The organism is Streptomonospora sp. PA3, from assembly GCF_009728995.1.
GTDB lineage: Bacteria > Actinomycetota > Actinomycetes > Streptosporangiales > Streptosporangiaceae > Streptomonospora.
This window is the reverse complement of record NZ_VTZW01000019.1, coordinates 575,605-598,796: the sequence shown is the minus strand read 5'-3', so window position 1 is coordinate 598,796 and position 23,192 is coordinate 575,605. Positions and strand designations below refer to the sequence as shown.

19 protein-coding genes are annotated in these 23,192 nt (G+C 74.5%); 6 read left to right on the top strand and 13 right to left on the bottom strand.

Annotated features, from left to right (window positions below; translation table 11 throughout):
* Positions 1-248 precede the first annotated feature (248 nt).
* The 3 genes from FZ103_RS21890 to FZ103_RS21880 form a co-directional block, all read right to left on the bottom strand.
* Entirely contained in the window at positions 249-905 is a 657-nt protein-coding gene (locus FZ103_RS21890) for a response regulator transcription factor (RefSeq protein ID WP_186356656.1), read from the bottom strand.
* On the bottom strand, positions 902-2,047 hold the full coding sequence (locus FZ103_RS21885; protein WP_186356655.1) for a histidine kinase: 1,146 nt from the start codon (positions 2,045-2,047) through the stop codon (positions 902-904). The genes FZ103_RS21890 and FZ103_RS21885 overlap by 4 nt, the downstream gene beginning before the upstream one ends.
* A gap of 184 nt (positions 2,048-2,231) precedes the next feature.
* Positions 2,232-3,398, bottom strand: coding sequence for an endo-1,4-beta-xylanase (locus FZ103_RS21880; RefSeq protein WP_156003686.1), 1,167 nt, complete (start codon positions 3,396-3,398; stop codon positions 2,232-2,234).
* 204 nt (positions 3,399-3,602) lie between these two features.
* On the opposite strand from FZ103_RS21880, the gene FZ103_RS21875 reads away from it, so the two are divergent.
* The 3 genes from FZ103_RS21875 (at position 3,603) to FZ103_RS21865 (ending at position 6,829) form a co-directional block, all read left to right on the top strand.
* Positions 3,603-4,634 carry a LacI family DNA-binding transcriptional regulator gene (locus FZ103_RS21875; protein WP_186356654.1) on the top strand — a complete coding sequence of 344 codons (1,032 nt, stop codon included), beginning with the start codon at positions 3,603-3,605 and terminating at the stop codon, positions 4,632-4,634.
* 119 nt (positions 4,635-4,753) lie between these two features.
* A complete protein-coding gene (locus FZ103_RS21870) occupies positions 4,754-5,503 on the top strand; it encodes a polysaccharide deacetylase family protein (protein ID WP_186356653.1) in 750 nt (249 codons plus the stop codon).
* A 3-nt stretch (positions 5,504-5,506) separates the two neighbouring features.
* Complete coding sequence (locus FZ103_RS21865) at positions 5,507-6,829, top strand: SGNH/GDSL hydrolase family protein (protein ID WP_156003685.1); 1,323 nt, start codon at positions 5,507-5,509, stop codon at positions 6,827-6,829.
* A 447-nt stretch (positions 6,830-7,276) separates the two neighbouring features.
* On the opposite strand, the gene FZ103_RS21860 is transcribed toward FZ103_RS21865, so the two are convergent.
* Together FZ103_RS21860 and FZ103_RS21855 are read right to left on the bottom strand one after the other, a co-directional pair.
* Complete coding sequence (locus FZ103_RS21860) at positions 7,277-8,215, bottom strand: diacylglycerol kinase (protein ID WP_156003684.1); 939 nt, start codon at positions 8,213-8,215, stop codon at positions 7,277-7,279.
* Entirely contained in the window at positions 8,212-9,825 is a 1,614-nt protein-coding gene (locus tag FZ103_RS21855) for an FAD-binding oxidoreductase (RefSeq protein ID WP_156003683.1), read from the bottom strand. The genes FZ103_RS21860 and FZ103_RS21855 overlap by 4 nt, the downstream gene beginning before the upstream one ends.
* 17 nt (positions 9,826-9,842) lie before the next feature.
* Here FZ103_RS21855 and FZ103_RS21850 point away from each other — a divergent pair, with 17 nt between their 5' ends.
* Together FZ103_RS21850 and FZ103_RS21845 are read left to right on the top strand one after the other, a co-directional pair.
* Positions 9,843-10,466 carry a TetR/AcrR family transcriptional regulator gene (locus FZ103_RS21850; protein ID WP_156003682.1) on the top strand — a complete coding sequence of 208 codons (624 nt, stop codon included), beginning with the start codon at positions 9,843-9,845 and terminating at the stop codon, positions 10,464-10,466.
* 346 nt (positions 10,467-10,812) lie between these two features.
* Entirely contained in the window at positions 10,813-12,357 is a 1,545-nt protein-coding gene (locus FZ103_RS21845) for a glycerol-3-phosphate dehydrogenase/oxidase (RefSeq protein WP_186356652.1), read from the top strand.
* A 1,651-nt stretch (positions 12,358-14,008) separates the two neighbouring features.
* On the opposite strand, the gene FZ103_RS21840 is transcribed toward FZ103_RS21845, so the two are convergent.
* Entirely contained in the window at positions 14,009-14,515 is a 507-nt protein-coding gene (locus FZ103_RS21840; RefSeq protein WP_222936818.1) for a MarR family transcriptional regulator, read from the bottom strand.
* Positions 14,516-14,637: 122 nt separating this feature from the next.
* Here FZ103_RS21840 and FZ103_RS21835 point away from each other — a divergent pair, with 122 nt between their 5' ends.
* Entirely contained in the window at positions 14,638-16,113 is a 1,476-nt protein-coding gene (locus FZ103_RS21835; RefSeq protein ID WP_343233646.1) for an MFS transporter, read from the top strand.
* Here FZ103_RS21835 and FZ103_RS21830 read toward each other — a convergent pair.
* The 7 genes from FZ103_RS21830 to FZ103_RS21800 form a co-directional block, all read right to left on the bottom strand.
* Positions 16,110-16,340, bottom strand: coding sequence for a hypothetical protein (locus FZ103_RS21830; protein ID WP_222936817.1), 231 nt, complete (start codon positions 16,338-16,340; stop codon positions 16,110-16,112). The genes FZ103_RS21835 and FZ103_RS21830 overlap by 4 nt on opposite strands.
* A gap of 97 nt (positions 16,341-16,437) precedes the next feature.
* Entirely contained in the window at positions 16,438-18,393 is a 1,956-nt protein-coding gene (locus tag FZ103_RS21825; protein ID WP_156003679.1) for an aconitate hydratase, read from the bottom strand.
* A gap of 112 nt (positions 18,394-18,505) precedes the next feature.
* Positions 18,506-19,315: an IclR family transcriptional regulator C-terminal domain-containing protein gene (locus FZ103_RS21820; protein ID WP_156003678.1), complete on the bottom strand. Its 810-nt coding sequence runs from the start codon at positions 19,313-19,315 to the stop codon at positions 18,506-18,508.
* A gap of 395 nt (positions 19,316-19,710) precedes the next feature.
* A complete protein-coding gene (locus FZ103_RS21815) occupies positions 19,711-20,217 on the bottom strand; it encodes a DoxX family protein (protein ID WP_186356651.1) in 507 nt (168 codons plus the stop codon).
* 6 nt (positions 20,218-20,223) lie between these two features.
* Positions 20,224-21,087, bottom strand: coding sequence for a dioxygenase (locus FZ103_RS21810; protein WP_156003677.1), 864 nt, complete (start codon positions 21,085-21,087; stop codon positions 20,224-20,226).
* The gene (locus FZ103_RS21805; RefSeq protein ID WP_343233645.1) at positions 21,071-21,958 is read right to left on the bottom strand and encodes a citryl-CoA lyase; all 888 of its coding nucleotides are present in this window, start codon (positions 21,956-21,958) and stop codon (positions 21,071-21,073) included. Before FZ103_RS21805 ends, FZ103_RS21810 begins: the two co-directional genes overlap by 17 nt.
* Entirely contained in the window at positions 21,951-23,138 is a 1,188-nt protein-coding gene (locus tag FZ103_RS21800) for a CaiB/BaiF CoA-transferase family protein (protein ID WP_156003675.1), read from the bottom strand. Before FZ103_RS21800 ends, FZ103_RS21805 begins: the two co-directional genes overlap by 8 nt.
* Positions 23,139-23,192 lie beyond the last annotated feature (54 nt).

Here is a 23,192-nt window from a genome sequence, read left to right as displayed (position 1 = left end):
TGCGTGCGTCCGGGGAGCGCCGCGGCCGCCGGGCGGGTCGCCGGCAGGCGGATGCGCGCTCGTTCACGGTCCGAGCATCGCCGGTGCGGGCGCGGTTTCCATCGGCCCGGCGGCGCGATCCCGCCGGCCGCAGGTACACGGCCGCGCTCGTACTTTCGGCCGGTGCCGCGCGTCCACCGGGCGGGCCGCCGCCGGGCGCCGGCTCCGATTGGAGCGCGCCGCGCCGCCGCACCCCGCCGCAGGCCGCCTCAGTGCCGGACGCGCTTGGTCTCGTAGGCCCACATGGCGATCTCCACCCGGTTGCGGGCGCCGAGTTTGGCCATGAGCCCGGCGATGTGCGCCTTGACCGTGCTCAGCGAGATGTACAGCTCCTCGGCGATCTCGGCGTTGGTCCGGCCCCGCGCCACGGTGAGCAGCACCTGTTCCTCCCGCTCGGTCAGCGGTTCCACGGGCTCGGCGGGCCGCGTCGGGGAGCCGGAGTCGGCGAAGGCCTCCAGCAGCCGCGCGGTGATGCGCGGCGCGATGAGGGCGTCCCCGGCGGCGGCCGCGTGCACCGCCTGCGACAGCAGGTCGGGTCCGGCGTCTTTGAGGAGGAACCCGCGGGCACCGGCGCGCAGCGCGTCGTAGACGTATTCGTCGAGGTCGAAGGTGGTGATGACCACCACCGCGGGCGAGTGGTCGGGCCCGGGCCCGGTCAGCAGGCGGGTCGCCTCGATCCCGTCCAGCCCGGGCATGCGGATGTCCAGCAGGCAAACGTCCGGGCGCAGCCGCCGCGCCAGCTCCACGGCCTGCCGCCCGTCGGCCGCCTGGCCCACGACCTCGACGCCCTCGCGGGAGTCGAGGATCATGACCAGCCCGGTGCGCACGATCTCCTGGTCGTCGGCGACGACCACCCGGATGTTCACGACGCCCCCTCCGTGCGCGGCAGCACCGCTGAAACGCTCCAGCCCCCGCGCTGGGGATCCGGGCCGGCCGCGCAGGTCCCGCCGAGCAGTTCCGCGCGCTCGGCCATGCCGATGAGCCCGTATCCCGGCGAGGCCGGGCGCCGCGGTCCGGCCTCGCCGTCGTCGTGCACGTCCAGGCGCACCGCGGCGTCCTCGGCCCGTATGCAGACGTCGATCCGCGTGGCGTGGCGGGCGTGGCGGCGCGCGTTGGTGACGGCCTCCTGGGCGAGCCGGTAGAGCGCGGCCGCCGTCGCCCCGGGCAACCGGTCGGCGTCGCCGCGGATGCGCACCTCCACGGCGGGCCGGGCGCCGGGTTCGCTCGCCAGGGCGCGCAGATCGGCGACTCCGCGGCCGGGGGTGCCCTCGGCCGCCGCGGTCCGGTCGCCGCGGCGCAGGACGCGGACCATCGCGCGCATCTCGGCCAGGGTGCGGGTCGCCTCGTCCTCGATCACGCGCAGCGCCTCGACGGCCGCGTCGGGGCGGGCGGAGGCGGTCGCCAGCCCCGCCTGGGCGCGGACGGCCATCGCCGAGACGTGGTGGGCGACCGTGTCGTGCAGGTCGCGAGCCAGGGCCTCGCGTTCGAGGCTTTTGATCCGGTCCAGCTCGCGCATCCGGGCCCGGGAGCGGTAGCGCAGCGCGGCGGCCAAGGCGAGGGCCGCCGCGAGCACCGCGCCCCCGCCGAGGGCGTCGGCGAGCGGGATGTCGGCGAAGGCCAGAGCGAAGAGGAGTCCGGCGAGTATGACCGCCGTTCCGGCGACGATCTCGCGCCCCGACCCCCAGCGGTACAGGGAGTAGGGCAGCAGGATCAGGAACACGGCCGTGACCGGCTCGGCCGCGGAGCCCGTCAGCGGTTCGGCGAGCGCCGCGGCGGGGCAGGCGATCGCGATCATGAGCAGCGGCCTGCTGCGCCGCCACGGCAGCGTGAGCAGCAGCACGGCGATGAGGGCCACCGCCGCCCAGCGCTCCGGCGGGCCGGGGCGCACCACGCCGTCGGCCGCGGTCAGCGCGACGAGGACCGCCACCAGGGCCCAGTCCCGAAGCGGCCCCGAGGCGGGGAGGGGAGGGCGGGGCTCGTTCCAGACGGACCCGGCGAATGCGTGCACGCCCTCATCGTAGGAGGGCACGCCTGGGCCGGGAACGGCCGAAAGGAGGAGGGCGCGGCGGTGCCGGAGCCGCACGCGCGGCGCGCGGGCCCGCCCCCCCGCGCGGGGGGGCGGGCCGCCGCGGTCCGTTCACCCCTGCCCGACCGGAGGCGAACGGACCGCGGCGCCCATCGGCGGGCGGCCGCTAGTGGCCCCCCCGTCCGCGGCCGGGCCAGCCCGGCCGCTTCTCGTCCTTCAGCGTCTCGTGCAAGGCGAAGAAGGACGGCTTGCGGGTGTAGTCGGCGGTCATGACCGTGGCCGAGCCCTGGCCCTCGAAGAACACCGGCACCCAGGAGTACTTGTCGGTGAAGCCCCAGATCGTGTAGGAGTCGCAGCTTTCGACGTCCAGGCAGGCCTCAAGGGTCTGGCGGTAGTAGTCGGCCTGCGTCTCCAGCTGCTCCTGGGTCGGCTGGCCGCTTTCGGGCAGGGTCATCCGGACGTCGACCTCGGTGACGGCCGTGCCCAGGCCCAGCTCGCTGAAGCGGCGCAGGTTCTCCTCCATGCTGCCCGGGAAGGGGTAGTCCAGGCTGAGGTGGGCCTGGGCGGAGAAGCCGTGGACCGGTACGCCGTCGGCGAGCAGTTCCTGCGTGAGCTCGTAGTAGGCGTCGCTCTTGGCGTTGACGCCCTCGACGCCGTAGTCGTTGAAGTACAGCTCGGCGTGCGGGTCGGCCTGGTGGGCCCAGCGGAAGGCGTCGGCGATGATGCCCGGCCCCAGCTCGCGCAGCCAGATGTTCTCCTGGGTGCGCAGGTTGCCGTCGCCGTCGAAGATCTCGTTGGCGACGTCCCACTGCTGGATGCTGCCCTTGTAGCGGCCGACCACGGTGAAGATGTGGTCTTTGAGGATCGCGCGCAGCTCGGCGTCGGTGAACTCGCCCTCCTCCAGCCAGGCCGGGTTCTGGCTGTGCCACAGCAGGGTGTGGCCGCGCACCACCTGGCCGTGGCGTTCGGCGAAGCCGACGATGCGGTCGGCCATCTCGAAGTTGTACTCGTCGCGCTCGGGGTGGATGTACTCCCACTTCATCTGGTTCTCGGGCGAGACCGAGTTGAACTGGCGCGCGAGCGTCTTGCGGTACTTGCGGTCGGAGGTGAAGGGGTCGGGGTAGTCCTGTTCGAGGTGGTGGCCGCCCCCGGCGACGGCGGTGCCGATGTAGAAGCCGTCGGGCGCGGCCCAGCGCAGCCGCTCGGCCTTGCCGTTGGAGTGGTGGGGCGGCCAGTGGTCGTGGCCGGGGCCGGCGGAGGCCGGCGATGCGGCCAGCGGCACGGTGATGGCGGCCGCGGCCAGGGCGGTGGTGGCGAAGCGGATGGGTTTCATGGGGGGACTCCCATTCGGGTCTGCCGTCGTCGATTTCCGGAAAGTTCCGTTTTACGGCGTCGAAGGACAGTAAACGCTCCTGGCCAGGGCGTCAATACCCGCAGCCGCCCCGGAACCGGACCCGGCGGGCGCCGCCGCAGCGGCGACCGGGGCGCTCGCCGCTCCTGCCGGGTCCGTACTCTGGGTAGGTACGAAGGAGGAGCAGTGGCCGATACCCCGACCCCAGCCGTGACCATCTCCGCCATCGCCGAGGAGGCGGGCGTCTCCGCGCCGACCGTTTCGCGCGTCCTCAACGGCCGGGGCGACGTGGCTCCGGCCACCCGCGAGCGCATCGAGTCCCTGCTGCGGGCCCGCGGCTACCGGCGGCGCGGCAGCCGCAGCCGCGAGCTGGTCGGTCTATTGGACCTCGTCTTCAACGACCTCGACAGCCCGTGGGCGGTCGAGATCATCCGCGGAGTCGAGGACGCGGCGCACGCGGCGGGCAGCGGCATCGTCGTCTCGGCCATCCACCGGCGGGCGAGCTCCACCCGGCAGTGGCTGCAGAACGTGCGCTCGCGCACCAGCGACGGCGCCATCCTGGTCACCACCGACCTGGACTCCTCGCTGCGCGCCGAGTTGGAGGACCTGCACCTGCCGGCCGTGGTGATCGACCCGGTCGGCGTGCCCGACCTCGCCGTGCCCACCATCGGATCCACCAACTGGGCCGGCGGCCTCAGCGCCACCGACCACCTGATCAGCCTGGGGCACCGGCGCATCGCCTTCGTGGCCGGGCGGCCCGAGCTGTGGTGCAGCCGCGCGCGCCTGGACGGCTACCGGGCCGGATTGGAGACCGCGGGGCTGGGCGTCGACGACGACCTCGTGGTGCCGGGCGAGTTCGACTACGAGTCGGGCTTTCGCGCCGGCGAGCACCTGTTCGGCCTCGGCGATCCGCCGACGGCCGTCTTCGCCGCCAGCGACCAGATGACCCTGGGCGTCTACGAGGCGCTGCGCCGGCGGGGCCTGCGCGTCCCCGCCGACGTCAGCGTGATCGGCTTCGACGACCTGCCCGAGGCGCGCTGGGCCTCGCCGCCGCTGACGACGGTGCGCCAGCCGCTGGCCGAGATGGGCCGCCTCGCGGTGCGGACCGTGTACCGGCTGATCCAGGGCGAGGCGATCGAGAGCCCCAGGGTCGAGTTGGCCACCGAGCTGGTCGTCCGCGACAGCACCGCGGCCGTCCCCGACTCGCCGCGGGGGTGAGGCCGCCCCGGTTCGCGGTCGCCGGGCGCGGCACGTTGACACGGCGGCCCCGCTCTCTTTAGGTTGCCTTCACATTCCGGAAAATTCCGGAACCGTGGAGAGCGGCCAAGGAGGCCTGTGTGACGACCACGCGCCGACGATCCCCCAAGCCGGGCCGCCTGCTGGCGGGCCTGCTCACCATCGGACTCGCCTTCTGCGCCGCGGTGCCGGCCCAGGCGGCCCAGGGACCGCACACCCGCCACGACCCCGGCAAGGGCCGCGGCCCGGCCACCGCCGAGATCGTCGACCGGACCCAGCGCGGCGGCAAGGCCGTCGCCCTGACCTTCGACGACGGCCCCCACCAGCGCAACACCCCCCGGTTGCTCGACGTGCTCGCCAAGCACAAGGTCAAGGCCGTGTTCTGCCTCTGGGGAGAGCATGTGCGCCAGCACCCGGACATCGTGCGGCGCATCGCCGACGAGGGGCACACCCTGTGCAACCACTCGATGCGCCACGACGACCTCAGCGGCTGGTCGCCCGCGGAGCTGCGCGCCGACATGCGCGCGACCAACGCCGCGATCCGCGAGGCGGTCCCCAACGCCCGCATCCCCTACTTCCGCGCACCCTACGGCGCCTGGGGCCAGAGCCCCGAGGTGGCGGCCGACCTGGGCATGCAGCCGCTGGGCTGGAGCCTGGCGGTGGAGGACTGGGTGCCGCCCGGCACCGACGAGCTGGTCCGCCGACTGCAAGAGGGGATCACGCCGCGCTCGGTGGTGCTCCTGCACGACGGCGGCGGCGACCGCAGCCAGACGGTCGAGGCCGTGGACCGCATCATCCCTCAGCTTGAGGCCGACGGCTGGCACTTCGCCCGCCCGGCGCGCAGGGGGTAGGCGATGCCCCGTCCGGCGAGCATCCCCCGTTACCGCCCCCGGTACCTCGCCGCGGCCCTGGCCGGCGCGCTGCTGCTGGCCGGCGCCGCCACCGCCACCAGCACCGCGGAGCCGCCCCGGCACCATCCCGGCGGCGGCCACCGCAGCTGGGTGGGTACCTGGATGGCGGTGCCCACCGCCACCCCCGAGTCGGCCACCCCCGTCCTGCACGACGAAACCGTCCGCCAGGTCGTGCACACCAGCATCGGCGGCGACCGCCTGCGGCTGCGGCTGACCAACGAGTTCGGCGAGACCCCGCTGCGCATCGGCGAGGTCCGCGTCGCGCTGCGCGCGGGTTCCTCCGGCACCGACATCGACCCCGGCACCGATCGGCCCGTCACCTTCGGCGGCCGGACCTCGGTGACGGTCCCGGCCGGCGCGCCGATGCTCAGCGACCCGGTGGAGCTGCGCCTGCCGCCGCGCTCGGACCTGGTGGTCAGCATCCACCTGCCCGAGCGCACCCCGGTGACCACCCTGCACGGGTTCTCGTTCCAGGAGAACGTCGTCGCCGCGGGCAACGTGACGGGCAAGCCCTCGGTCGCGCCCACCGCCACCATGACCCAGTGGCACTTCCTCTCCGGCGTCAGCGTGCGCGCCCGCGGCAAGCACGCGGGGGCCCTCGTCGCGCTGGGCGACTCGATCACCGACGGCTCCGAGACCACCGTCGGCGCGAACAACCGCTGGCCCGACCTGCTCGCCGAGCGGCTGGGCGGCCGCATGGGCGTGCTGAACTCGGGCATCGCCGGCAACCGGCTGCTGCACGACCCCAACCCGCCCGAGGGCAGCGAGGCCGAGGGCTACGCGGCCTTCTTCGGGCAGAGCGCCCTGCGCCGGTTCGATCGCGACGTGCTGGCCCACCCGGGCGCCGAGCACGTGATCGTGCTGCTGGGGGTCAACGACCTCGGCCACCCCGGCACCTCGGCTCCGGAGGCCGAGACCGTCACCGCCGAGGAGATCATCGGCGCGCACCGCCAGCTGATCGCGCGGGCCCGCGCGGCGGGCCTGAAGATCTACGGCGGCACCATCCTGCCCTTCAAGGGCGACACGCTCGGGTTCTACAGCGAGGAGAACGAGGCCAAGCGCCAGGCGGTCAACGAGTGGATCCGCACCAGCGGGGAGTACGACGCCGTCATCGACTTCGCGAAGGTGATGGCCGACCCCGACGACCCGCAGCGGCTCAACCCCGCCTACGACAGCGGCGACCACCTGCATCCCAACGACACCGGCATGGCGGCCATGGCCGACGCCGTCCCCCTGCGGCTCTTCCGCCCGGGCCACGGGCGTTAGCCAGGACCTCCGCCCCGACTGGACACGGAACAGCCGGGGCGGGGGCGGGACCGGCGGGACGCGCCCTTCCCCTCCGGGCGCGGCCCGCCGGAACCGCCGAACCTCGCCCCGCCCGACCGGGACCGGACGGGGCGGCGGCAGCGGGCTCCTCCTGCCCCGGCCGGAGGGGCCCGCTTCTTCCGACGCGAGGCTGACCCGCGCCCATCGGCGCCGGAGAGTCAGATGAAATCGGGCGTGCGGGGTTCCGGTCGGGGGTGTGCGGGTGGGTGAGGCGCGCCGGAACGCCTCTGGGTGCGCCCCCTCGTCGCGCACCGCCACCGGCGGGCAGCGGGGCCGATCCGCGCGGGCCCCGGCCCAGGGGCTCCGTCCAGGTTTCCGGAGATGTGACACATGGGCCGCACGCTCAACCACACGGCATTGCTTCTAGGGCGGTCGGCCGGCGACGGGTCAGCCGGACGCGGACCGGGCGGGCACCAGGACCTCCACGGCGCCGGGCACGGCCTCGGCCGCCAGCGGCAGCGGCCCCGCCGGCTCCCCGTCGGCGTAGGCCCGCATGCCGGGGGTGTGCACCCGCAGGCTGCGGGCGTGGAACGTGCGCACCAGCGGGTGGGTGGTGTGGGTGCCCCGATAGATGCGGGGGAACGCCCGCAGCAGTTGGCCCGCCGAACCCGGGCTCACCACCGTGACCGCGAGCCGGCCGTCGCCGGGGTCGGCGTGCGGGCAGACGCGCATGCCCCCGCCGTAGCAGGCGGTGTTGCCGACGGCGACCAGGGCCGCCTCCCACTCCTCGGTGCGCCCGTCGGCCTCGACGGCGAAGGGCAGCGGCCGCAGCCGGCCCAGCTCCGCCAGCACCGCCGCGGCATAGCGCATCCGGCCGCGCGGCCAGCGCATCCGCAGCGTCCGCTCGACGACCAGGGAGTCGAATCCGCTGGTGAGCACGGTGCCGAACCACAGCGCGCGGTCGGGGGCCTCCGGCGACCAGCACCGCCCCAGGTCCATCCGCCGCCGGACGCCGCCGAGGAGGACGTCGGCCGCCGCATCGGGGTCCGCGGCCGGGATGCCCAGGACGCGGGCGAAGTCGTTGCCGCTGCCGGTGGGCAGCACGGCCAGCGCGGTGGAGCTGCCGGCCAGCTCCTGCAGCGCGAGGTGGACCATGCCGTCGCCGCCGGCCGCGATCAGCACGTCGGCGCCCGCGGCCACGGACTCGCGGGCCCGCTGCCGCGTCTCGGCGGCGTCGCGCCCGGCCACCACATCGACCTCGACGCCGCGGGCCAGCAGCCGCCGCGACGCCCGCGCCGCCACCTCGGCACCCCGCCGGCTGCCCGCAGCCGGGTTCACCAGCAGCGTGACCGCGGAGGGGGCCGCGCTCCCGCGCTCGGCGCTCATGGCCGCTCCGGGATCAGCTTGCCGGGGTTGAGCACGCCCGCCGGATCCAGCGCGTCCTTGACCGCGCGCAGCACCTCCACGCCCAGCGGGCCGACCTCGGCCTCCATCCACGGCCGGTGGTCGGTGCCGACCGCGTGATGGTGGGAGATGGTGGCGCCGCGGGCGGCGATGGCGTCGCCGGCCGCCTTCTTCGCGGCGCGCCAGCGGCCCAGCGGGTCGTCGCCGGCCGCCGCGGCGACGGTGAAGTACAGCGACGCGCCCTCGGGGTAGACGTGGGAGACGTGGCACAGCACCAGCGGCGCGGCGCCGCCGCCGGTCGTCAGCGCACCGGTGAGGGCGTCGGTGACCGCCGCCCGCAGCCGGTGCAGGTCCGACCAGGTGGTGGCGGTCTCCAGGGTCTCGGCCAGCACGCCGGCGTCCAGCAGGGCGTCGCGCAGGTAGGGGGCCAGGTAGCGGCCGCTGCGCCAGTGGGCGACCGGCTCGGCGCCCAGTTCGGTGCCGCCGGCCCGCCGCAGGGCGTCCGCCGACAGCTCGCGCACGGCCGCGACCTGGTCGGCGGGGCCCTCGTGGGTGATCACCGCCAGGCAGCCGGGGGCGGCCTCCTCGCCGGCCAGGACGGCGTTGACGAACGTCTCCTGCTCGTCGGAGAGCCGGACCAGCGTGGGGCGCACGCCGCTCTGGGCGAGCGCGCGCAGCGCCTGGGCTCCCGCGGCGAAGTCGGGGAAGGACCAGGCCTCGTCCCGCTGCTCCTCGGGCAGGGGGCGCACCCGCAGCGTCACCTCGGTGACGACGCCGAAGGCGCCCTCCGAGCCCAGCAGCAGCCGGCGCAGGTCCGGGCCGGCGGCCGAGGAGGGAGCGCGGCCCAGATCGAGTGTGCCGCGCGGCGTGGCCGCCCGCAGGGACACCACCATGTCGTCGAAGCGCCCGTATCCGGCCGAGGACTGGCCGCAGGAGCGGGTGGCGGCGTAGCCGCCGATGGTGGCGTACTCGTAGCTCTGCGGCTGGTGGCCCAGCGTCAGCCCGTGCGCCGCCAGCAGCTCCTCGGCCTCGGGCGTGCGCAGGCCCGCCTGCAGGGTCGCGGTCCGGGAGGCGGTGTCCACGGCGACGAGCCGGTCCAGCCGCCGCAGGTCCAGCGCGACGGCAGCGGGGAACCCGCCGCGCAGCGGCTCCACCCCGCCCACCACGCTGGTGCCGCCGCCGAAGGGCACCACGGCCACGCCGTGCTCGGCGCACACGGCGAGGACCGCGGCGACCTCGTCGTGGTCGGCGGGCAGCACGACCGCGTCGGGCGCCGCGGCGACGTCGCCGGCGCGGCGGCGCAGCAGGTCCGGCGTGCTCTTGCCGCCGGTATGGCGGATCCGCGCGGCCGGGCCCGTGTCCACGTGCTCGGCGCCGACGGCCTCGGCGAGGGCGGTGCGGGCCGAGTCGGGCAGGGCGCCGGGCGGCAGGCGCAGATCGGACTCCGCGGTGCGGGGAAGCGCGTCGCCGGGCGCGGCGCCGAGCACCCGCTCGATCAGGTCGCGCTGGGACTCCGACAGCGACACGGCGTGCGCGGGGTCGCCCCAGGCGTCCCAGGACGCCTCGCCGACGCGGTGGGTGGGTACCGTCATGCGTTACAGTTTTCCATATGCTGTCAATCAGTAACGAGGACGAGGAGACCGCCGCGGACCCGCTGGCGCAGTCCCTCCTCGACGCGGCACGGGAGTCCATCGCCGTGTTCGGGCTGCGGCGCCTGACCCTCACCGACGTCGCCCGGCGCGCGGGCGTCAGCCGGCCGACCGTCTACCGGCGCTGGCGCGACATCGACACGCTCCTCGGCGACCTGCTGACCCGCGAGATGCGCGCGGTGATGGCCGCGGCGGCGCCCCGCGCGGCGGCCGAGGGGGGCGACGGCCGCACACGGCTGGTCGCCGGAGCGGCCTGCGTCCTCGCCGAGCTGCGCGCCCACCCGCTGATGTCGCGCATCCTCGACACCGAGCCGGAGGCGCTGGTCACCTACACCTTCCAGCGCCTGGGCTCCAGCCAGCGCCACGCACTCGCCGTCATCGAGGACCAGATCCGCCGCGGCCAGGCCGACGGGTCGGTGCGCACCGGCGACCCCGCCGAGCTCGCACGCATGGTGCTGCTGGTGGTGCAGAGCGCCGCCCAGTCCTGGCGCCTGGTCGCCGAAGCACTCACTCTCGACGGCCTCACCCGGGAGGTCCGCCGCATGCTCGACCGCTACCTCGCCCCGGAGGGGGAGGCGCCGTGAGGCCCGCGCCGCGCCCCGAGTCCGGCCACCGGATGCGACCGCAGGGCTCTCCGGGCGGGCAGGGCCGGCCGGGCGAGCGCCGCCGAGGGCCGGGGTATGGGCGGCGCCGGCCGGTCGGCCGGTGGGCCGCGCCCGGACCGGAGGCGCCCTCGGCCGCCGGCTCTGCGGCGGGCGGGGAGGCGCCGGGCCAGGCGGACGTGCGGCCGCACCGGGTCGGAGGGTGCTCGGCGGCCCGCGCGGCGGACCGCAGCCCACCGCGGTCGGCGGCAGCGTGGTCGGCGGCGACCGCCTCATCGCGCGCCGGCGCGGGCGGCCGGGCGCGCGGGCCCGCTGCGGGCGGTGCGGCGTGAGCGCCGGCGGCGCCCCCGGCGCTTCCCTGAACGCCGCGCGGCGGGACCGCGACCTGGACCGCCTCGCGGCCGACCCGCGCGTGGACCTGCTCGTAGTGGGCGGGGGCGTCACCGGCACCGGCATCGCGCTGGACGCCGCCTCGCGCGGGCTCTCGGTCGTGCTCGCCGAAAAGCACGACCTGGCCTTCGGCACCAGCCGGTGGAGCTCCAAGCTCGTGCACGGCGGACTGCGCTACCTGGCCTCCGGGCAGGTCGGCATCGCCCGCGAAAGCGCGCGCGAGCGGCACGTCCTCATCTCTCGCACCGCCCCGCACCTGGTGCGGCCCCTGCCCATGCTGCTGCCCCTGCACAGCGCCGTGAGCCGGAGGCGGGCGGCCATCACCCGCGCCGGACTGCTCATGGGCGACGCGCTGCGGCTGTCGGCCGGCACCCGCGGTTCGCTGCTGCCGGCGTCGCGCACCGTCTCGCGGCGCCGCGCCCTGCACCTGGCGCCGGGCCTGCGCCCGGAAGGGCTGCGGGGCGGGCAGCTGTCCTTCGACGGCCAGCTCGTCGACGACGCCCGGCTCGTCGTCGACCTCGCGCGCACCGCCGCCGCCCACGGCGCCGCGGTGCTGACCCGCTGCGCGGCCGAGGAGTTGGAGGGCGGCCGCGCCCTCCTGCGCGACCGGCTCACCGGGACGGCGCTGGAACTCCGGCCGCGCGCCGTCGTCAACGCCGCGGGGGTCTGGGCGCAGGAGCTCGTCCCCCAGGTGCGGCTGCGCCCGAGCCGGGGCACGCACCTGGTGCTGCCGGGCCGCCTGTTCGGCGGGCTGCGCTCGGCGCTGACCATCCCGGTGCCCGGCGAGGCCACCCGGTTCGCGCTCGTACTGCCCCAGCAGGACGGCCGCGTCTACGTCGGACTGACCGACGAGCCCCTCGACGGCCCCACGCCGGACGTGCCGGCGGTGCCCGAGGACGACGTGGCGTTCCTGCTGGATGTGATCGGCGGCGTGCTGGCGGCCCCGCCGCGCCGCGCCGACGTGGCCGGCGCGTTCGCCGGGCTGCGTCCGCTGCTGGACGCCGGAGAGGGCCGCAGCGCCGACCTGTCCCGCCGCCACGCGGTGCTGACCTCTGAGGAGGGGGTGCTGACCGTGGTGGGCGGCAAGCTGACCACCTACCGGCGCATGGCCGAGGACGCCGTGGACGCGGCCGTGGAGCGCGCGGGACTGCGGGCGGGACCGTGCCGCACCCGCCGCCTGCCCCTGGTGGGCGCCGGCTCCCCCGCACAACTGCGCCGCGTCGCCGCCCCCGCCCGCCTGGTGGCCCGCTACGGCACCGAGGCCCCGGCGGTACTCGCCGAGGCCGAAGGGCGCCCCGAGCTGCTGACCCCCCTCGCCGCGGGCATCACCCCCGCCGAACTGCACTGGGCGGTCCGCCACGAGGGCGCCCTGGACGAATCCGACCTCCTCGAACGCCGTACGCGGGCGTCCCTCATCGCCGCCGACGCCGATTCCCTCAAGCAGGCCGCCGGCGACGCCCTCGCCCTGCTGCAGCGGGGGTGACGGAAGGGAAACCGGTGACCGACGGCGGGAGATGAGGGCCGGGCGGCGGCGGATCGTTCGTTGCTGCGGGCGAACGGTTGACCTACCGGTTGCGGCGGCGAGGACGGTGGGTGCGCGGCGCGCGTTCATCGAGCCCGCGGCCGGCCGGTTCCGCACCCGGCGGGGCGGTGAGGGCGGTGGGTGGTTGGGCCTGTGCCGGTCGGTTCGGGCGCCCGGTGGTTGGGCGTGCGGCGGGGCAGCGGGGGCGGCGGATGGTTGAGCCCGAGCCCATCGGAACCGGTGTCCGCCGGTTGATCACCCGACGAAGGCAGCAACGGCGGCGGATGGGCGCGCCCGAGCCCACCGGTCAGGGTGCCCGCCGGTTGCGCATGCGACGTGGCAGCGACGGCGGCGCGGGGTTGGGCCTGCGCCCACCGGATCGGGTGCTCGCCGGTGCGGCAAGCGACGAGGGCAGCGAGGACGCCGGGAGTTCGGGTCAGCGATCACATGTCCGGTGCCCGATGGTCGCCCACCCGACGGGGCGGCGAGGGCGGTTGGGGATCGGGGCCGGGCGGTCGCCGTGTTAAAGGAGCCGGTCACCACAGGAGGTTGCGGCAATGGGGCTGTGATGCGCGAAGCGCGGTGCGCCAGCTTGCCGCCGAGCGGCGGTGCACCTGTGTTTCGGAGGCCCGCCACCGGTGGTACGGCTCCGCCTGGGAAGGACTGCGTGCGCTCGGCGGCAAGCTGTGACCGCGCTTCGCGAGGCGCACCCATTGCCGCAGCCCCGGTGGTGGCCGCCCCGGGTGGTGCCCGGTGGGTTCCTGGAAGGCGGCGCCCCCGCCGTCTGAGACACGGCTCGGGCGGGCTGTTCCGGGCATATCGCCTCGCGTTGGGTCGACGATGCCCGCCGATGGTGCGCGGTGTTGCTGTGCGGCGCACCGGTGCGCCGGGTTTTCCGGGATGCGAAAGGAAACCGGGGTGGTTTGTCCGGAATGCCCGGCCGTGGCGGGAGGTGGAGGCGGCCGGGGTGCCACGAGGTGCGCGTTTGGAGCGGTTTTGACGCCGATTCCGCGCCAAACGCCATGATCATCGCCGATCCGGGCCGTGTGGGCCGCTCCGGCGCCCCCGCATACCGGACATCGCGGGAGGATTCGACGCCGCGGACGGCCCGCCGCGCGGCCGGAGGCCGCCCCCGCGAACATTCGGTGATGATCGTCGCCCGCCCGCCGCGGCATATGCCTCCGATGCCCGATTCCGCGCCCGATATCGGCCGCCCGGCGGGTGCGCGGCCGCCGACCGCGCGGTTTCCTTCGGCGATCGTGTACCTGAGGTCACGTGTGACCGCCAACTATGACTAAAAGTACAAGATCGTTTCCTGAGAGTTAGATTAAATCGGGCATTCGGGGTTCCGGGCGAGGTGCGGCGGGCGGACGGGGCTGGGTCGAAACCCGACCGGCGCGCCGCCGCCCCCGTCGCCCACCGCGACCGACATCCTTCCGAACCGATGACCGCGAGCCGCACCCACCGCCGTCCTCGCTGCCCTCGTCGCGAGGGTCACCGGCGGGCACCCGGACCGATCTCCGCGGGCTGAGCCGTCCGCCGCCCTCGCCGCCCTCGTCGGGCGCGCAACCGGCGGGCACCGGTTCCGGTGGGCGCCGGGCCGGGCCGCCGGTTACTTCTGGTGCTGGAGTTCGGCGGTCCGCTCCTGCAGGCGGGCGTTGATGCGGCGGTTGAACTCCAGCAGCAGGCGCCGCTGGTCGTCGGTGTAGTCGGCGAGCACCTCGCCGTAGGAGTGCTCCAGCGCCTCCAGGGTTTCGCGCAGACGCGTGTAGGCGCCGTCTCGGACGAGCTCGACGAGGACCCGCCGGCGGTCCTCGTCGTCGCGGCGCCGCCGGACGTACCCCGACTTCTCCAAGCGGTCGACCGCCGCGGTGATCGCACCCCCGCGCGAGAGGCCCGTGTGCGCCGCCAGGTCGCCGGGGCTCATCGGGCCGTTCTTGTCCAGGGCGCCGAGGCAGCTGACGTCGGTGATGTTGACACCGGCGTGCGCGGCCAGCGCGGCGTGGAACCGCACGGCCAGGGAGGCCGCGGCGCGCAGCTCCTCATAGAGCGCGTCGGGGTCCGGCGGCGCCGCCTCTGCCGCACCGGACGTGGCTTCGGGCGTTGACACCAGGCTCACCCCTCGCATAATTTCTCTGAAATAGAGAGACTCTGAGATAGAGATTCTCTCTTTCTGTGCATCTCCGAGCATACTGGGGAGTTCCCATGGCGGTCGCGCCGGCTCAGCCTCGCTCCGTATCCGTGCACACGACCCGTTGGATCGTCCTCGTCGTCGTCCTCGCCGCCCTGTTCATGGACCTCGTCGACGCCACGATCGTCAACATCGTCCTGCCGCGCATGCAGAGCAGCCTGGGCGCCGGATACTCGGCGGCCCAGTGGGTCCTGGCAGGCTATTCGCTGGCCTTCGCGCTCGTGCTGGTCACCGGCGGCCGCCTGGGCGACATCCTGGGCCGCAAGCGCATGTTCCTGGCGGGCACGGCCGTCTTCACCGCCGCCTCGGCGGTGTGCGGTGCGGCGCCGACCGCCGAGGCCCTCATCGCCGGGCGCCTCGCGCAGGGCGTCGGTGCCGCCCTGATGGTGCCGCAGGTCATGTCGATCATCGTGGTGCTGTTCGACCACAACCGCGACCGCGCCAAGGCCTTCGTCCTCTACGGAATCACGCTGAGCCTGGCCAACGTGAGCGGTCCCGTGCTGGGCGCCGTGCTCACCGAGGCCGACCTCTTCGGACTGGGGTGGCGGAGCGTCTTCTTCGTCAACCTGCCTCTGGGAGCCGCCGCCATCGCGCTGGCCCTGTGGCTGATGCCCGAGAGCAGGGCCGCCGACGCGCTGCGCCCGGATCCGGTCGGCGTGGTGCTGATCGGTCTGACCGCCTTCGCGGTGATGTTCCCGCTCATCCAGGGCCGCGAGCGCGGCTGGGACGCGGCGGCCGTCGCCCTCCTCGGCGCCTCCGTGCCGCTGCTGATCGCCTTCGCCGCACACCAGCGCCGCCGCGACCGCCGCACCGGATCGGCACTCGTGCCGCCGTCGCTGTTCGCACGCCGCTCGTTCACGGCCGGGACCGCCGTCATGCTCGTGCTCTTCTCCGGCCTGGCGTCGCTCTTCCTCGTGCTGACCTACGCGCTCCAGCTCGGCTTGGGCTGGTCGCCGATGGCCACCGCCGCGGCCATCGCCGCCTGGCCCGTCGGCATCACCCTGATGTCCGGTGTCGCCCAGCGCTATGCCACCACCCGCGGCCGCCGGGTGATCGGCATCGGCTTGGCCGTCATGCTCGCCGGCGCCCTCGCGCTGATCACCGTGCTGTCGGCCGCCGGCCCCCACCTCGCCTGGTGGCACGTCGCCCTACCGGTACTGATCGCGGGGGTCGGCATGGGCATGTGCGTGCCGATCCTGACCGGCGTGGTCCTGGCCGACGTCCCCGAAGACAGCGCCGGAGCCGCCTCGGGCGTGGCCAACGCCGTCATGCAGCTCGGCACGGCCGCGGGAGTCGCCGTGGTCGGGACACTCTTCTTCTGGCTCGCCGCGGGCGCCCCCGCGGACCCGGGCGACCCGGCCCGCGCCCGCGCGTTCTCCGCAGCGGCCGCCACCACCCTCGCCTACAACGCGGCCGCGTTCCTGACCGCCCTGCTCCTGCTCCCCCTCCTGCCCCGCACCGCGCGCCCCGACCCCGTCGATCCCCCGGCGCCGCACCGGACGGACGGACCGCTCGTGCGCGGCTAGTAGCGGCGCTCCGCCAGCGGGACGGGGACCTCCTCGTCGTTGGCGTGCATGTCGGAGACCGCTTCGGCCGCTACGCGCTCCACTCCGGTCAGCGCCTCGTGGGGACCGGCCGCAAGCCACGAGAGAGAGGGAAGTTCGACGCAGACGGCGACGAACTCCCCGTCCTCGGCCGACCAGGTGACCCGGTAGGTGTAGTGCGTCGGGTCGACCGGAACCGCCGCGGTCATCGCGCCGCCTCCCATTCGGAACGCCGGGGCTCTCAGCGCAAGAGTCGCCGCTGCGGCAGCGCAGACGAAGCGGGCGAATCCCGCATCTGCCGCCGCCCTATTCCAGCTCCCGGGCCAGCAGGGGGATCTGGCCGCCGGCCAGGACGGCCTCCACCTGCGGGGTGGAGAGGCGGTGGCGGAGGGTGTAGTCCTCGCCCTTGGTCTGGTTGCGGGCGGTCACCTCACTGCGGGCGGGCAGGGTCTCGTGGAGGCCGTCGACGACCAGCACGTCGCCGGACTCGATGCGGTCGTAGTCGGCCGGGTCGGCGAACTCCAGCGCCAGCACGCCGAAGTTGGCGAGGTTCTGCCAGTGGATCCGGGCGAAGGACTTCGCGACGACCGCGCGCAGGCCCAGGTAGCGGGGTGTGATCGCGGCGTGCTCGCGCGAGGAGCCCTGCCCGTAGTTGTCCCCGCCGATCACCACGTGCCCCGACTCGGCGACCTCCTTGGCCCGCCGCGGGTAGTCCTCGTCGATGCGGGTGAAGGTGAACTCGGCCAGCATGGGCACGTTGGAGCGGTAGGGCAGCGCCTGGGCGCCGGCCGGCGAGATCTCGTCGGTGGAGACGTTGTCGGCCACCTTGAGCAGCACCGGCGCCTCGATGCGGTCGGGCAGCGGCGGGAAGTCCGGCAGCGCCGAGATGTTGGGCCCCTTGACCAGCTCCACCCGCCGGGCCTCCTCCAGCGGCGGCGGCGGAACCAGCATCCGGGTGTTGACGCTGGAGCGCTCCGGCAGCTCCAGCCGGGGGTAGGCCATGTCCAGCTTCTCGGCCAGGTCGCGCGGGTCGGTGATCACGCCGGTGAGCGCGGATGCCGCCGCGGTCTCCGGCGAGCACAGCCACACCGAGTCCTCCTTGGTGCCCGAGCGCCCGGGGAAGTTGCGCGGGAAGGTGCGCAGCGAGTTGCGGCCCACGGCCGGGGCCTGGCCCATGCCGATGCAGCCCATGCAGCCCGCCTGGTGGATGCGGGCGCCGGCGCCGATCAGGTCGAAGGTCGCGCCCATCTTCGTCAGGTCGGCGTAGATCTGGCGGGAGGACGGGTTGACGTCGAAGCTGACCGCGCTGTTGGTCTGGCGCCCCTTGACCATGGCCGCGGCGATCGCGAAGTCGCGCAGCCCCGGGTTGGCCGAGGAGCCGATGACGACCTGGCTGACCTCCTCGCCCGCCGCCTCGCGCACCGGCACCACGTTGTCGGGGGCCGAGGGCATCGCGATCAGCGGTTCGAGCTGCGAGAGGTCGATCTCGTCGGTCACGTCGTAGGAGGCGTCGGGATCGGCGAGCACCTCGACGAAGTCGCCCTCGCGGTCCTCGGCGCGCAGGAAGTCGCGCACCGCGTCGTCGGCGGGGAAGACGGTGGTGGTGGCGCCCAGTTCGGCGCCCATGTTCGCGATGACGTGGCGGTCCATCGCGCTCAGCGTGGCGACGCCGGGACCGTGGTACTCGATGATGCGGTTCAGCCCGCCCTTGGTGCTGTGCCGCCGCAGCATCTCCAGGATGACGTCCTTGGCCGAGGTCCACTCCGGCAGTTCGCCGGTGAGCCGCACACCCCAGATCTCGGGTGCGCGGATGCGCAGCGGGCGGCCGGCGATGGCCATGGCGACCTCCAGGCCGCCCACGCCCACGGCCAGCATGCCCAGCGAGCCCGCGGCGCAGGTGTGGGAGTCGGAGCCGACCATCGTCTTGCCCGGGACGCCGAACCGCTGCATGTGGGTGGGATGGGAGACGCCGTTGCCGGGCTTGGAGTACCAGAACCCGTAGCGGGCCGCCGCCGACTGCAGGAACTCGTGGTCCTCGGCGTTCTTCTCGTCTGCCTGCAGCAGGTTGTGGTCGACATACTGCACGCTGACCTCGGCCCGGGTGCGGTCCAGCCGCAGCGCCTCCAGCTCCTGCATCACCAGGGTCCCGGTGGCGTCCTGGGTGAGGGTCTGGTCGACGCTCAGCGCGATCGGCTGCCCGGGCACCATCTCGCCCTCGACCAGGTGCGACTCGATCAGCTTGTGTGCGACACCGCGTCCCATCTCGCTCCTTCCCTCTTTTCTGAGGAAGCTGACCGCACACACCCGCCGCAAACGAGGCGCCGCCCACGCGGGCGGTGCGAGCAGGGGACTCCGGCCTCGCGCGTGGACGCCTTCAGCCGCTCTCGGGAGCGAGGACCTCCATCGGGTGGGCCTTCCACGCCTCCCAATCGGCGCTGATCGCGCTGGCCGCGCCCAGCAGCAGCGGCAGATGGTGCTCGGTCAGCGTCTCGACGGGGGTCTCGGCGGCGTGGGCGTTGACGTTGACCGCGGCCACCACAGCGCCCTGCCCGTCGCGGACGGGGGCGGCGACCGAGCGTATGCCCGGCGCGAGCTCCTCGTCGGTGAGCGCCCACCCGCGCGCCCGCACCCTGCTCAGCACCGAATCCAGCTCCGCGCGCTCGTGGCGGTGCCGCGGCTCGATGCCCGAACGCGAGGGCTCGGCCAGTGTCCGGTCCAGCTCAGCGGGGGAGAGCGCGGCCAGCAGCACCTTGCCCAGCGAGGTGGCCGGCGCGGGGAAGCGGGTGCCGATGGTGACGGCGAGGGTGACGAGCTTGGGCACCGCCACCCGCGCCACGTAGACGATGTCGGAGCCGTCGAGCTGGGCGATCGAGCAGGACTCCCCGGTCTGCTTGACCAGCTCCCGCAGGTGCGGCACCGCCAGGTCCCACAGGCTCTGCGAGCGGATGTAGGCCATCCCCAGGTCGAGCACCCGCGGGGTCAGCGAGAACTCCCCGTCGGCGCTGCGCACGTAGCCCAGCTGCTCCAGGGTGATCAGGATGCGCCGGACGGTGGGCCGGGCCAACCCGGTGGCCGCAGCCAGCTCCGAGAGCGTCATCGAGGGCCGACCGGGCTCGAAGCAGCGCAGGACGTCGAGTCCGCGCGCGAGCGCCTCGATGAACTCAGGGGTGCTGTCTCGACGCATGCACGACCTTTCTGTGTTTTCCGCGGGTGTGCGGGGCGCTTCGACGCGCCGTCTTCCCTCCTCGCTCGGTCGCTCGTCGGTCCAGACGGCGCCGCGCCCCGCCCACCCGCTCGGGGCCTCGCTCCCTCGCTCGTCAGTCCGGACGGCGCCGCGCCCATCCGGTCCCGGGTGCTTTCCGCGGGCCTTCGGGGCGCCTTCGACGCGGCCCTGTACTCCGCGCTCCGCCTACCCGTTCAGGGCATGGAGCCGCACCCGCCTGCGGGTGGCCACCGGTTCAGGGTAGCGCCCGCCTGTGCGGCCTGCGGTGGGGCGATGCCGGGCCGGCGGGCCGGGGGAGCGGTGCCGCGGGGCCGCCGCCCTGCTCCCGAAGCGTGCCCCCGGCCCGGCGGCGCAACTCAGGCCGCCGACTCGGGGCGGCGCAGCAGCGAGCGGCGCCGCAGCAGCACCGGCACCGCCGCCGCCAGGCCCAGGACGACCGCGCCCACCCCGGCCCAGCCGGGCGGAGCGGCCATCCCCAGCAGGGCGTCGGCGGAGTAGGCGCCGGGGCCGGTGAAGGCCAGCGCCGCGGCCGTCAGTCCGTAGACGAGCGCCACCTCGTAGCCGCCCTGGTGCGCCCACAGCCCTTTGTCGGCGTTGGCCGACGCCGCCACCGCCATCGTGCCGATCACGATCGCCGCACCGAACGGCGTCACCAGGCCCAGCAGCACCAGCAGCGCTCCCGCCGTCTCCGACAGCGACGCCAGCACCACCATCGGCTTGGCCGGGCGGAAGCCCAGCGCGTGGAACATCGACGCGGTGCCCTCCAGCCCGGATCCCCGGAACCAGCCCAGGCTCTTCTGGGCGGCGTGGCCGAGCAGCAGGGCGGCCAGCGCCAGGCGCAGCAGCAGCAGACCCGTATCCACGGCGGATCACTTCCCCGGCTGCAGGACGAAGTCGAACTCGGCGGTGACGAAGGGGATGTCGAACCGCGTGCCGTCGGGAGCGGTCCCCGACTCGTGGCGGCGGAACGGCACGATCAGCTCCTCCTTGGTGCCGAAGACCACGTCGGAGTCCAGGTACTGGGCGCCCTCCTCGAAGATGTGCGTGATGAGCTTCTCGTAGCCGGGCTCATCGATGAGGAAGTGGATGTGGGCCGGCCGGAAGTGGCTGATGCGGGTGTGCTCGATCAACTCGCCCACCGGCCCGTCCATCGGGATGGTGTAGCCCTTCGGTACGACGCTGCGCAGGCAGTAGGTGCCGTCGGGGCGCGTCCGGTACTTCGCCCGCAGCCGCGCCTCGTCGACCTCGCCCAGCTGGGCCTCGTAGACCCCCTCGGAGTCGGCCTGCCACACGTCCAGCACGGCGCCGCCGACCGGCTCGCCGGAGACGTCGCGGACCGTGCCGTGCACGAACAGGGGCGTCCCCTCGGCGCCGTCGGACATGTCCGCGCCGAAGGGGGCCGCGGGGGAGCCGTCGATGTAGAAGGGGCCGAGCACCGTGGCCGGGGTGGCCCCGGCCCCGAAGCGGTTGTTCATCTGCACCACCAGCATGCTCAGCCCGAGCACGTCGGAGGCGAGGATGAACTCCTCCCGCTTCTCGTCGCTGATCTGCCCGGTCCTGGTGAGCCACCGCATCGCCGCCATCCACTCGTCCTCGGTGAGGTGGACCTCGCGCGCGAATGCGTGCAGGTGGCGCACCAGCGCCGTCATCAGCTCGGCCAGCCTGGGGGACTCCGCGGTCGCCCAGCGCTCGACCGCCAGGTCGGTGATGTTGTCTTCAGTCGCGTAGGGCATCGGCGTCTCCGTCCTCGGGCGGGGTGTAGGTGGCGTTGCGGTCGATCAGCAGGTAGGTGTCCATGGCCATGGGGCGCCGCCGCTCCTCGGCGAGCTGGCCCAGCAGTCCGCCCGCCCGCGCCAGCAGGGCGAACCCGCGCAGCAGGTCGGGCGGCAGGTCCAGATCTGCCAGCGCCGCCCCGCACACCCCCGCGCCGTTGAGCACCAGCCTGCGCCCCAGCACCTGCTCGTGGGTGCGGCCGATGGCCTCGAACAGGCGCAGGTGCGGCCCCTTGAGGCCCTCCTCCTCGGCGATGCGCAGCAGGGCGGGGGTGCGGGGGTCGCCCTCCTTGTGCACGGGGTGGCCCAGGCCGGGGATGATCCGCTTGGCGGCGCGCTCGCGGGTGACGACCTCGTGGGCCAACTCGTCCCAGCCGGCGTCGGTGCGCGGCGCCTCCTCCCGCTGCGCCAGGACGCCGGCGAGGAAGCGGCCCGTGTCCTCGGTGACGCCGAGGAAGCGCGAACCCCCGCCCAGCAGTCCGGCGGCCATGGCGCCCTGCAGGGAGTCGGGCGCGCTGAGGTAGGTGAGGCGGGCGGCGATGGCGGTGGGGGTGAAGCCGTGGTCGGCCAGGGCCACCAGGCAGGCCTCGAACAGGCGCACCCGGCCGGGCGTGGGCCGCCGCTGGGTCACCATCCACAGCACCAGCTCGCCGAAGCCGACCTCGCCCATCAGGTCGCCGGCCAGGTCGCGGCCCAGCAGCGAGATCGTGGAGGCGGTCGAGGTGCCCAGCGAGGTGGGGAAGCTCAGGCCGGCTCCGTCGGCGGACCCGCCGGCCCCGGTGGACTCGGTGCCGCCTGCGCCGGTGCCGGTGCGGTCGGTGTTCTCAGCCACGGTCGCCCTCCTCGTCGCGGTTCTGCTCGCCGTCGGTGCCCAGCCACGCGCGGATCTGCGCGGCGTGCTCGTCGAGCCGGGGCGGCGCATGGTCGTAGCGCGTCCGGCTGCGCGAAAGGGTGATGGGGTTGCGGATGCCCGGAACGGCGTCGGCTCCGCTCCCGGCGCGCACCACGGGCTCCAGGCCCAGGGACTCGGCGAACTTCACGCCCTCGTCGACGGTGTTGATCGGCGCGCAGGCCACCCCGTGCGCGATGAGGATGTCGAACCACTCCGCCTTGGTGCGGGTGCCCAGCGCCTCGACGAGGTGGGGGCGCAGTTCCGCGCGGTTGGCGGTGCGGTCCTGGTTGTGGGCGAAGCGGGGGTCGCCGACCAGGTCGGGCCGGCCCAGCGCCTCGCACAGGCGGGCGAACTGGCGGTCGTTGCCGGCGATGACGATGATGTCGCCGTCGGCCGCCGGCAGCGGCTCGTAGGGGAACAGGCTCGGGTGGGCGTTGCCCATGCGGTAGGGGACCGTGTCGCCGGCCGCGTAGGCCCCCGACTGGTTGACCAGGCCCGACAGTGCGGAGGAGAGCAGGTTGACCTCCACGTGCTGGCCCTCGCCCGATCCCGCGCGCTCGTGGAGGGCCGAGAGGACGCCGATCGAGGCGTGCAGGCCGGTGATCACGTCGAAGACCGAGATCCCGGCGCGGTAGGGCGGGCCGTCGGCGTCGCCGGTCAGGCTCATCAGGCCCGAGATCGCCTGGACCATCAGGTCGTAGCCGGGGATGCCCGCGCCCTCGCCCGATCCGAAGCCGGAGATGGAGGCGTAGACGACGCCGGGGTTGGCCGACCGCACGGTCTCGTAGTCCAGGCCGAAGCGCGCGAGGCCGCCCGGCTTGAAGTTCTCGATCACCACGTCGGCCCGCCGCGCGAGTTCGCGCGCGGTCTCCAGGTCCGCGGGATCGGCCAGATCCAGGGCGATGGACCGCTTGTTCCGGTTCACCGACAGAAAGTAGGTCGCCTGGTCCCCGCGGGTCGGCGGCGACCAGGTCCGCGTGTCGTCGCCCGCGGGCGCCTCGACCTTGACCACCTCCGCGCCCAGGTCCGCGAGCAGCATCGTCGCGTAGGGCCCCGCGAGAATGCGGGAGAAGTCCGCGACCAGCAGGCCCGACAGCGGGCCCCCCGTGGGGTCTTTCATCAAGCCGACCTTCCTAGTGACCACTGTTCGGACTAACGTCCGTTTCCAGCGTCG

Coding starts and splice junctions, on each gene's coding strand:
- FZ103_RS21880 (WP_156003686.1), bottom strand. CDS start 3,398: ATGAAACCCATCCGCTTCGCCACCACCGCCCTGGCCGCGGCCGCCATC.
- FZ103_RS21865 (WP_156003685.1), top strand. CDS start 5,507: ATGCCCCGTCCGGCGAGCATCCCCCGTTACCGCCCCCGGTACCTCGCC.
- FZ103_RS21860 (WP_156003684.1), bottom strand. CDS start 8,215: ATGAGCGCCGAGCGCGGGAGCGCGGCCCCCTCCGCGGTCACGCTGCTG.
- FZ103_RS21855 (WP_156003683.1), bottom strand. CDS start 9,825: ATGACGGTACCCACCCACCGCGTCGGCGAGGCGTCCTGGGACGCCTGG.
- FZ103_RS21850 (WP_156003682.1), top strand. CDS start 9,843: ATGCTGTCAATCAGTAACGAGGACGAGGAGACCGCCGCGGACCCGCTG.
- FZ103_RS21830 (WP_222936817.1), bottom strand. CDS start 16,340: ATGACCGCGGCGGTTCCGGTCGACCCGACGCACTACACCTACCGGGTC.
- FZ103_RS21825 (WP_156003679.1), bottom strand. CDS start 18,393: ATGGGACGCGGTGTCGCACACAAGCTGATCGAGTCGCACCTGGTCGAG.
- FZ103_RS21820 (WP_156003678.1), bottom strand. CDS start 19,315: ATGCGTCGAGACAGCACCCCTGAGTTCATCGAGGCGCTCGCGCGCGGA.
- FZ103_RS21810 (WP_156003677.1), bottom strand. CDS start 21,087: ATGCCCTACGCGACTGAAGACAACATCACCGACCTGGCGGTCGAGCGC.
- FZ103_RS21800 (WP_156003675.1), bottom strand. CDS start 23,138: ATGAAAGACCCCACGGGGGGCCCGCTGTCGGGCCTGCTGGTCGCGGAC.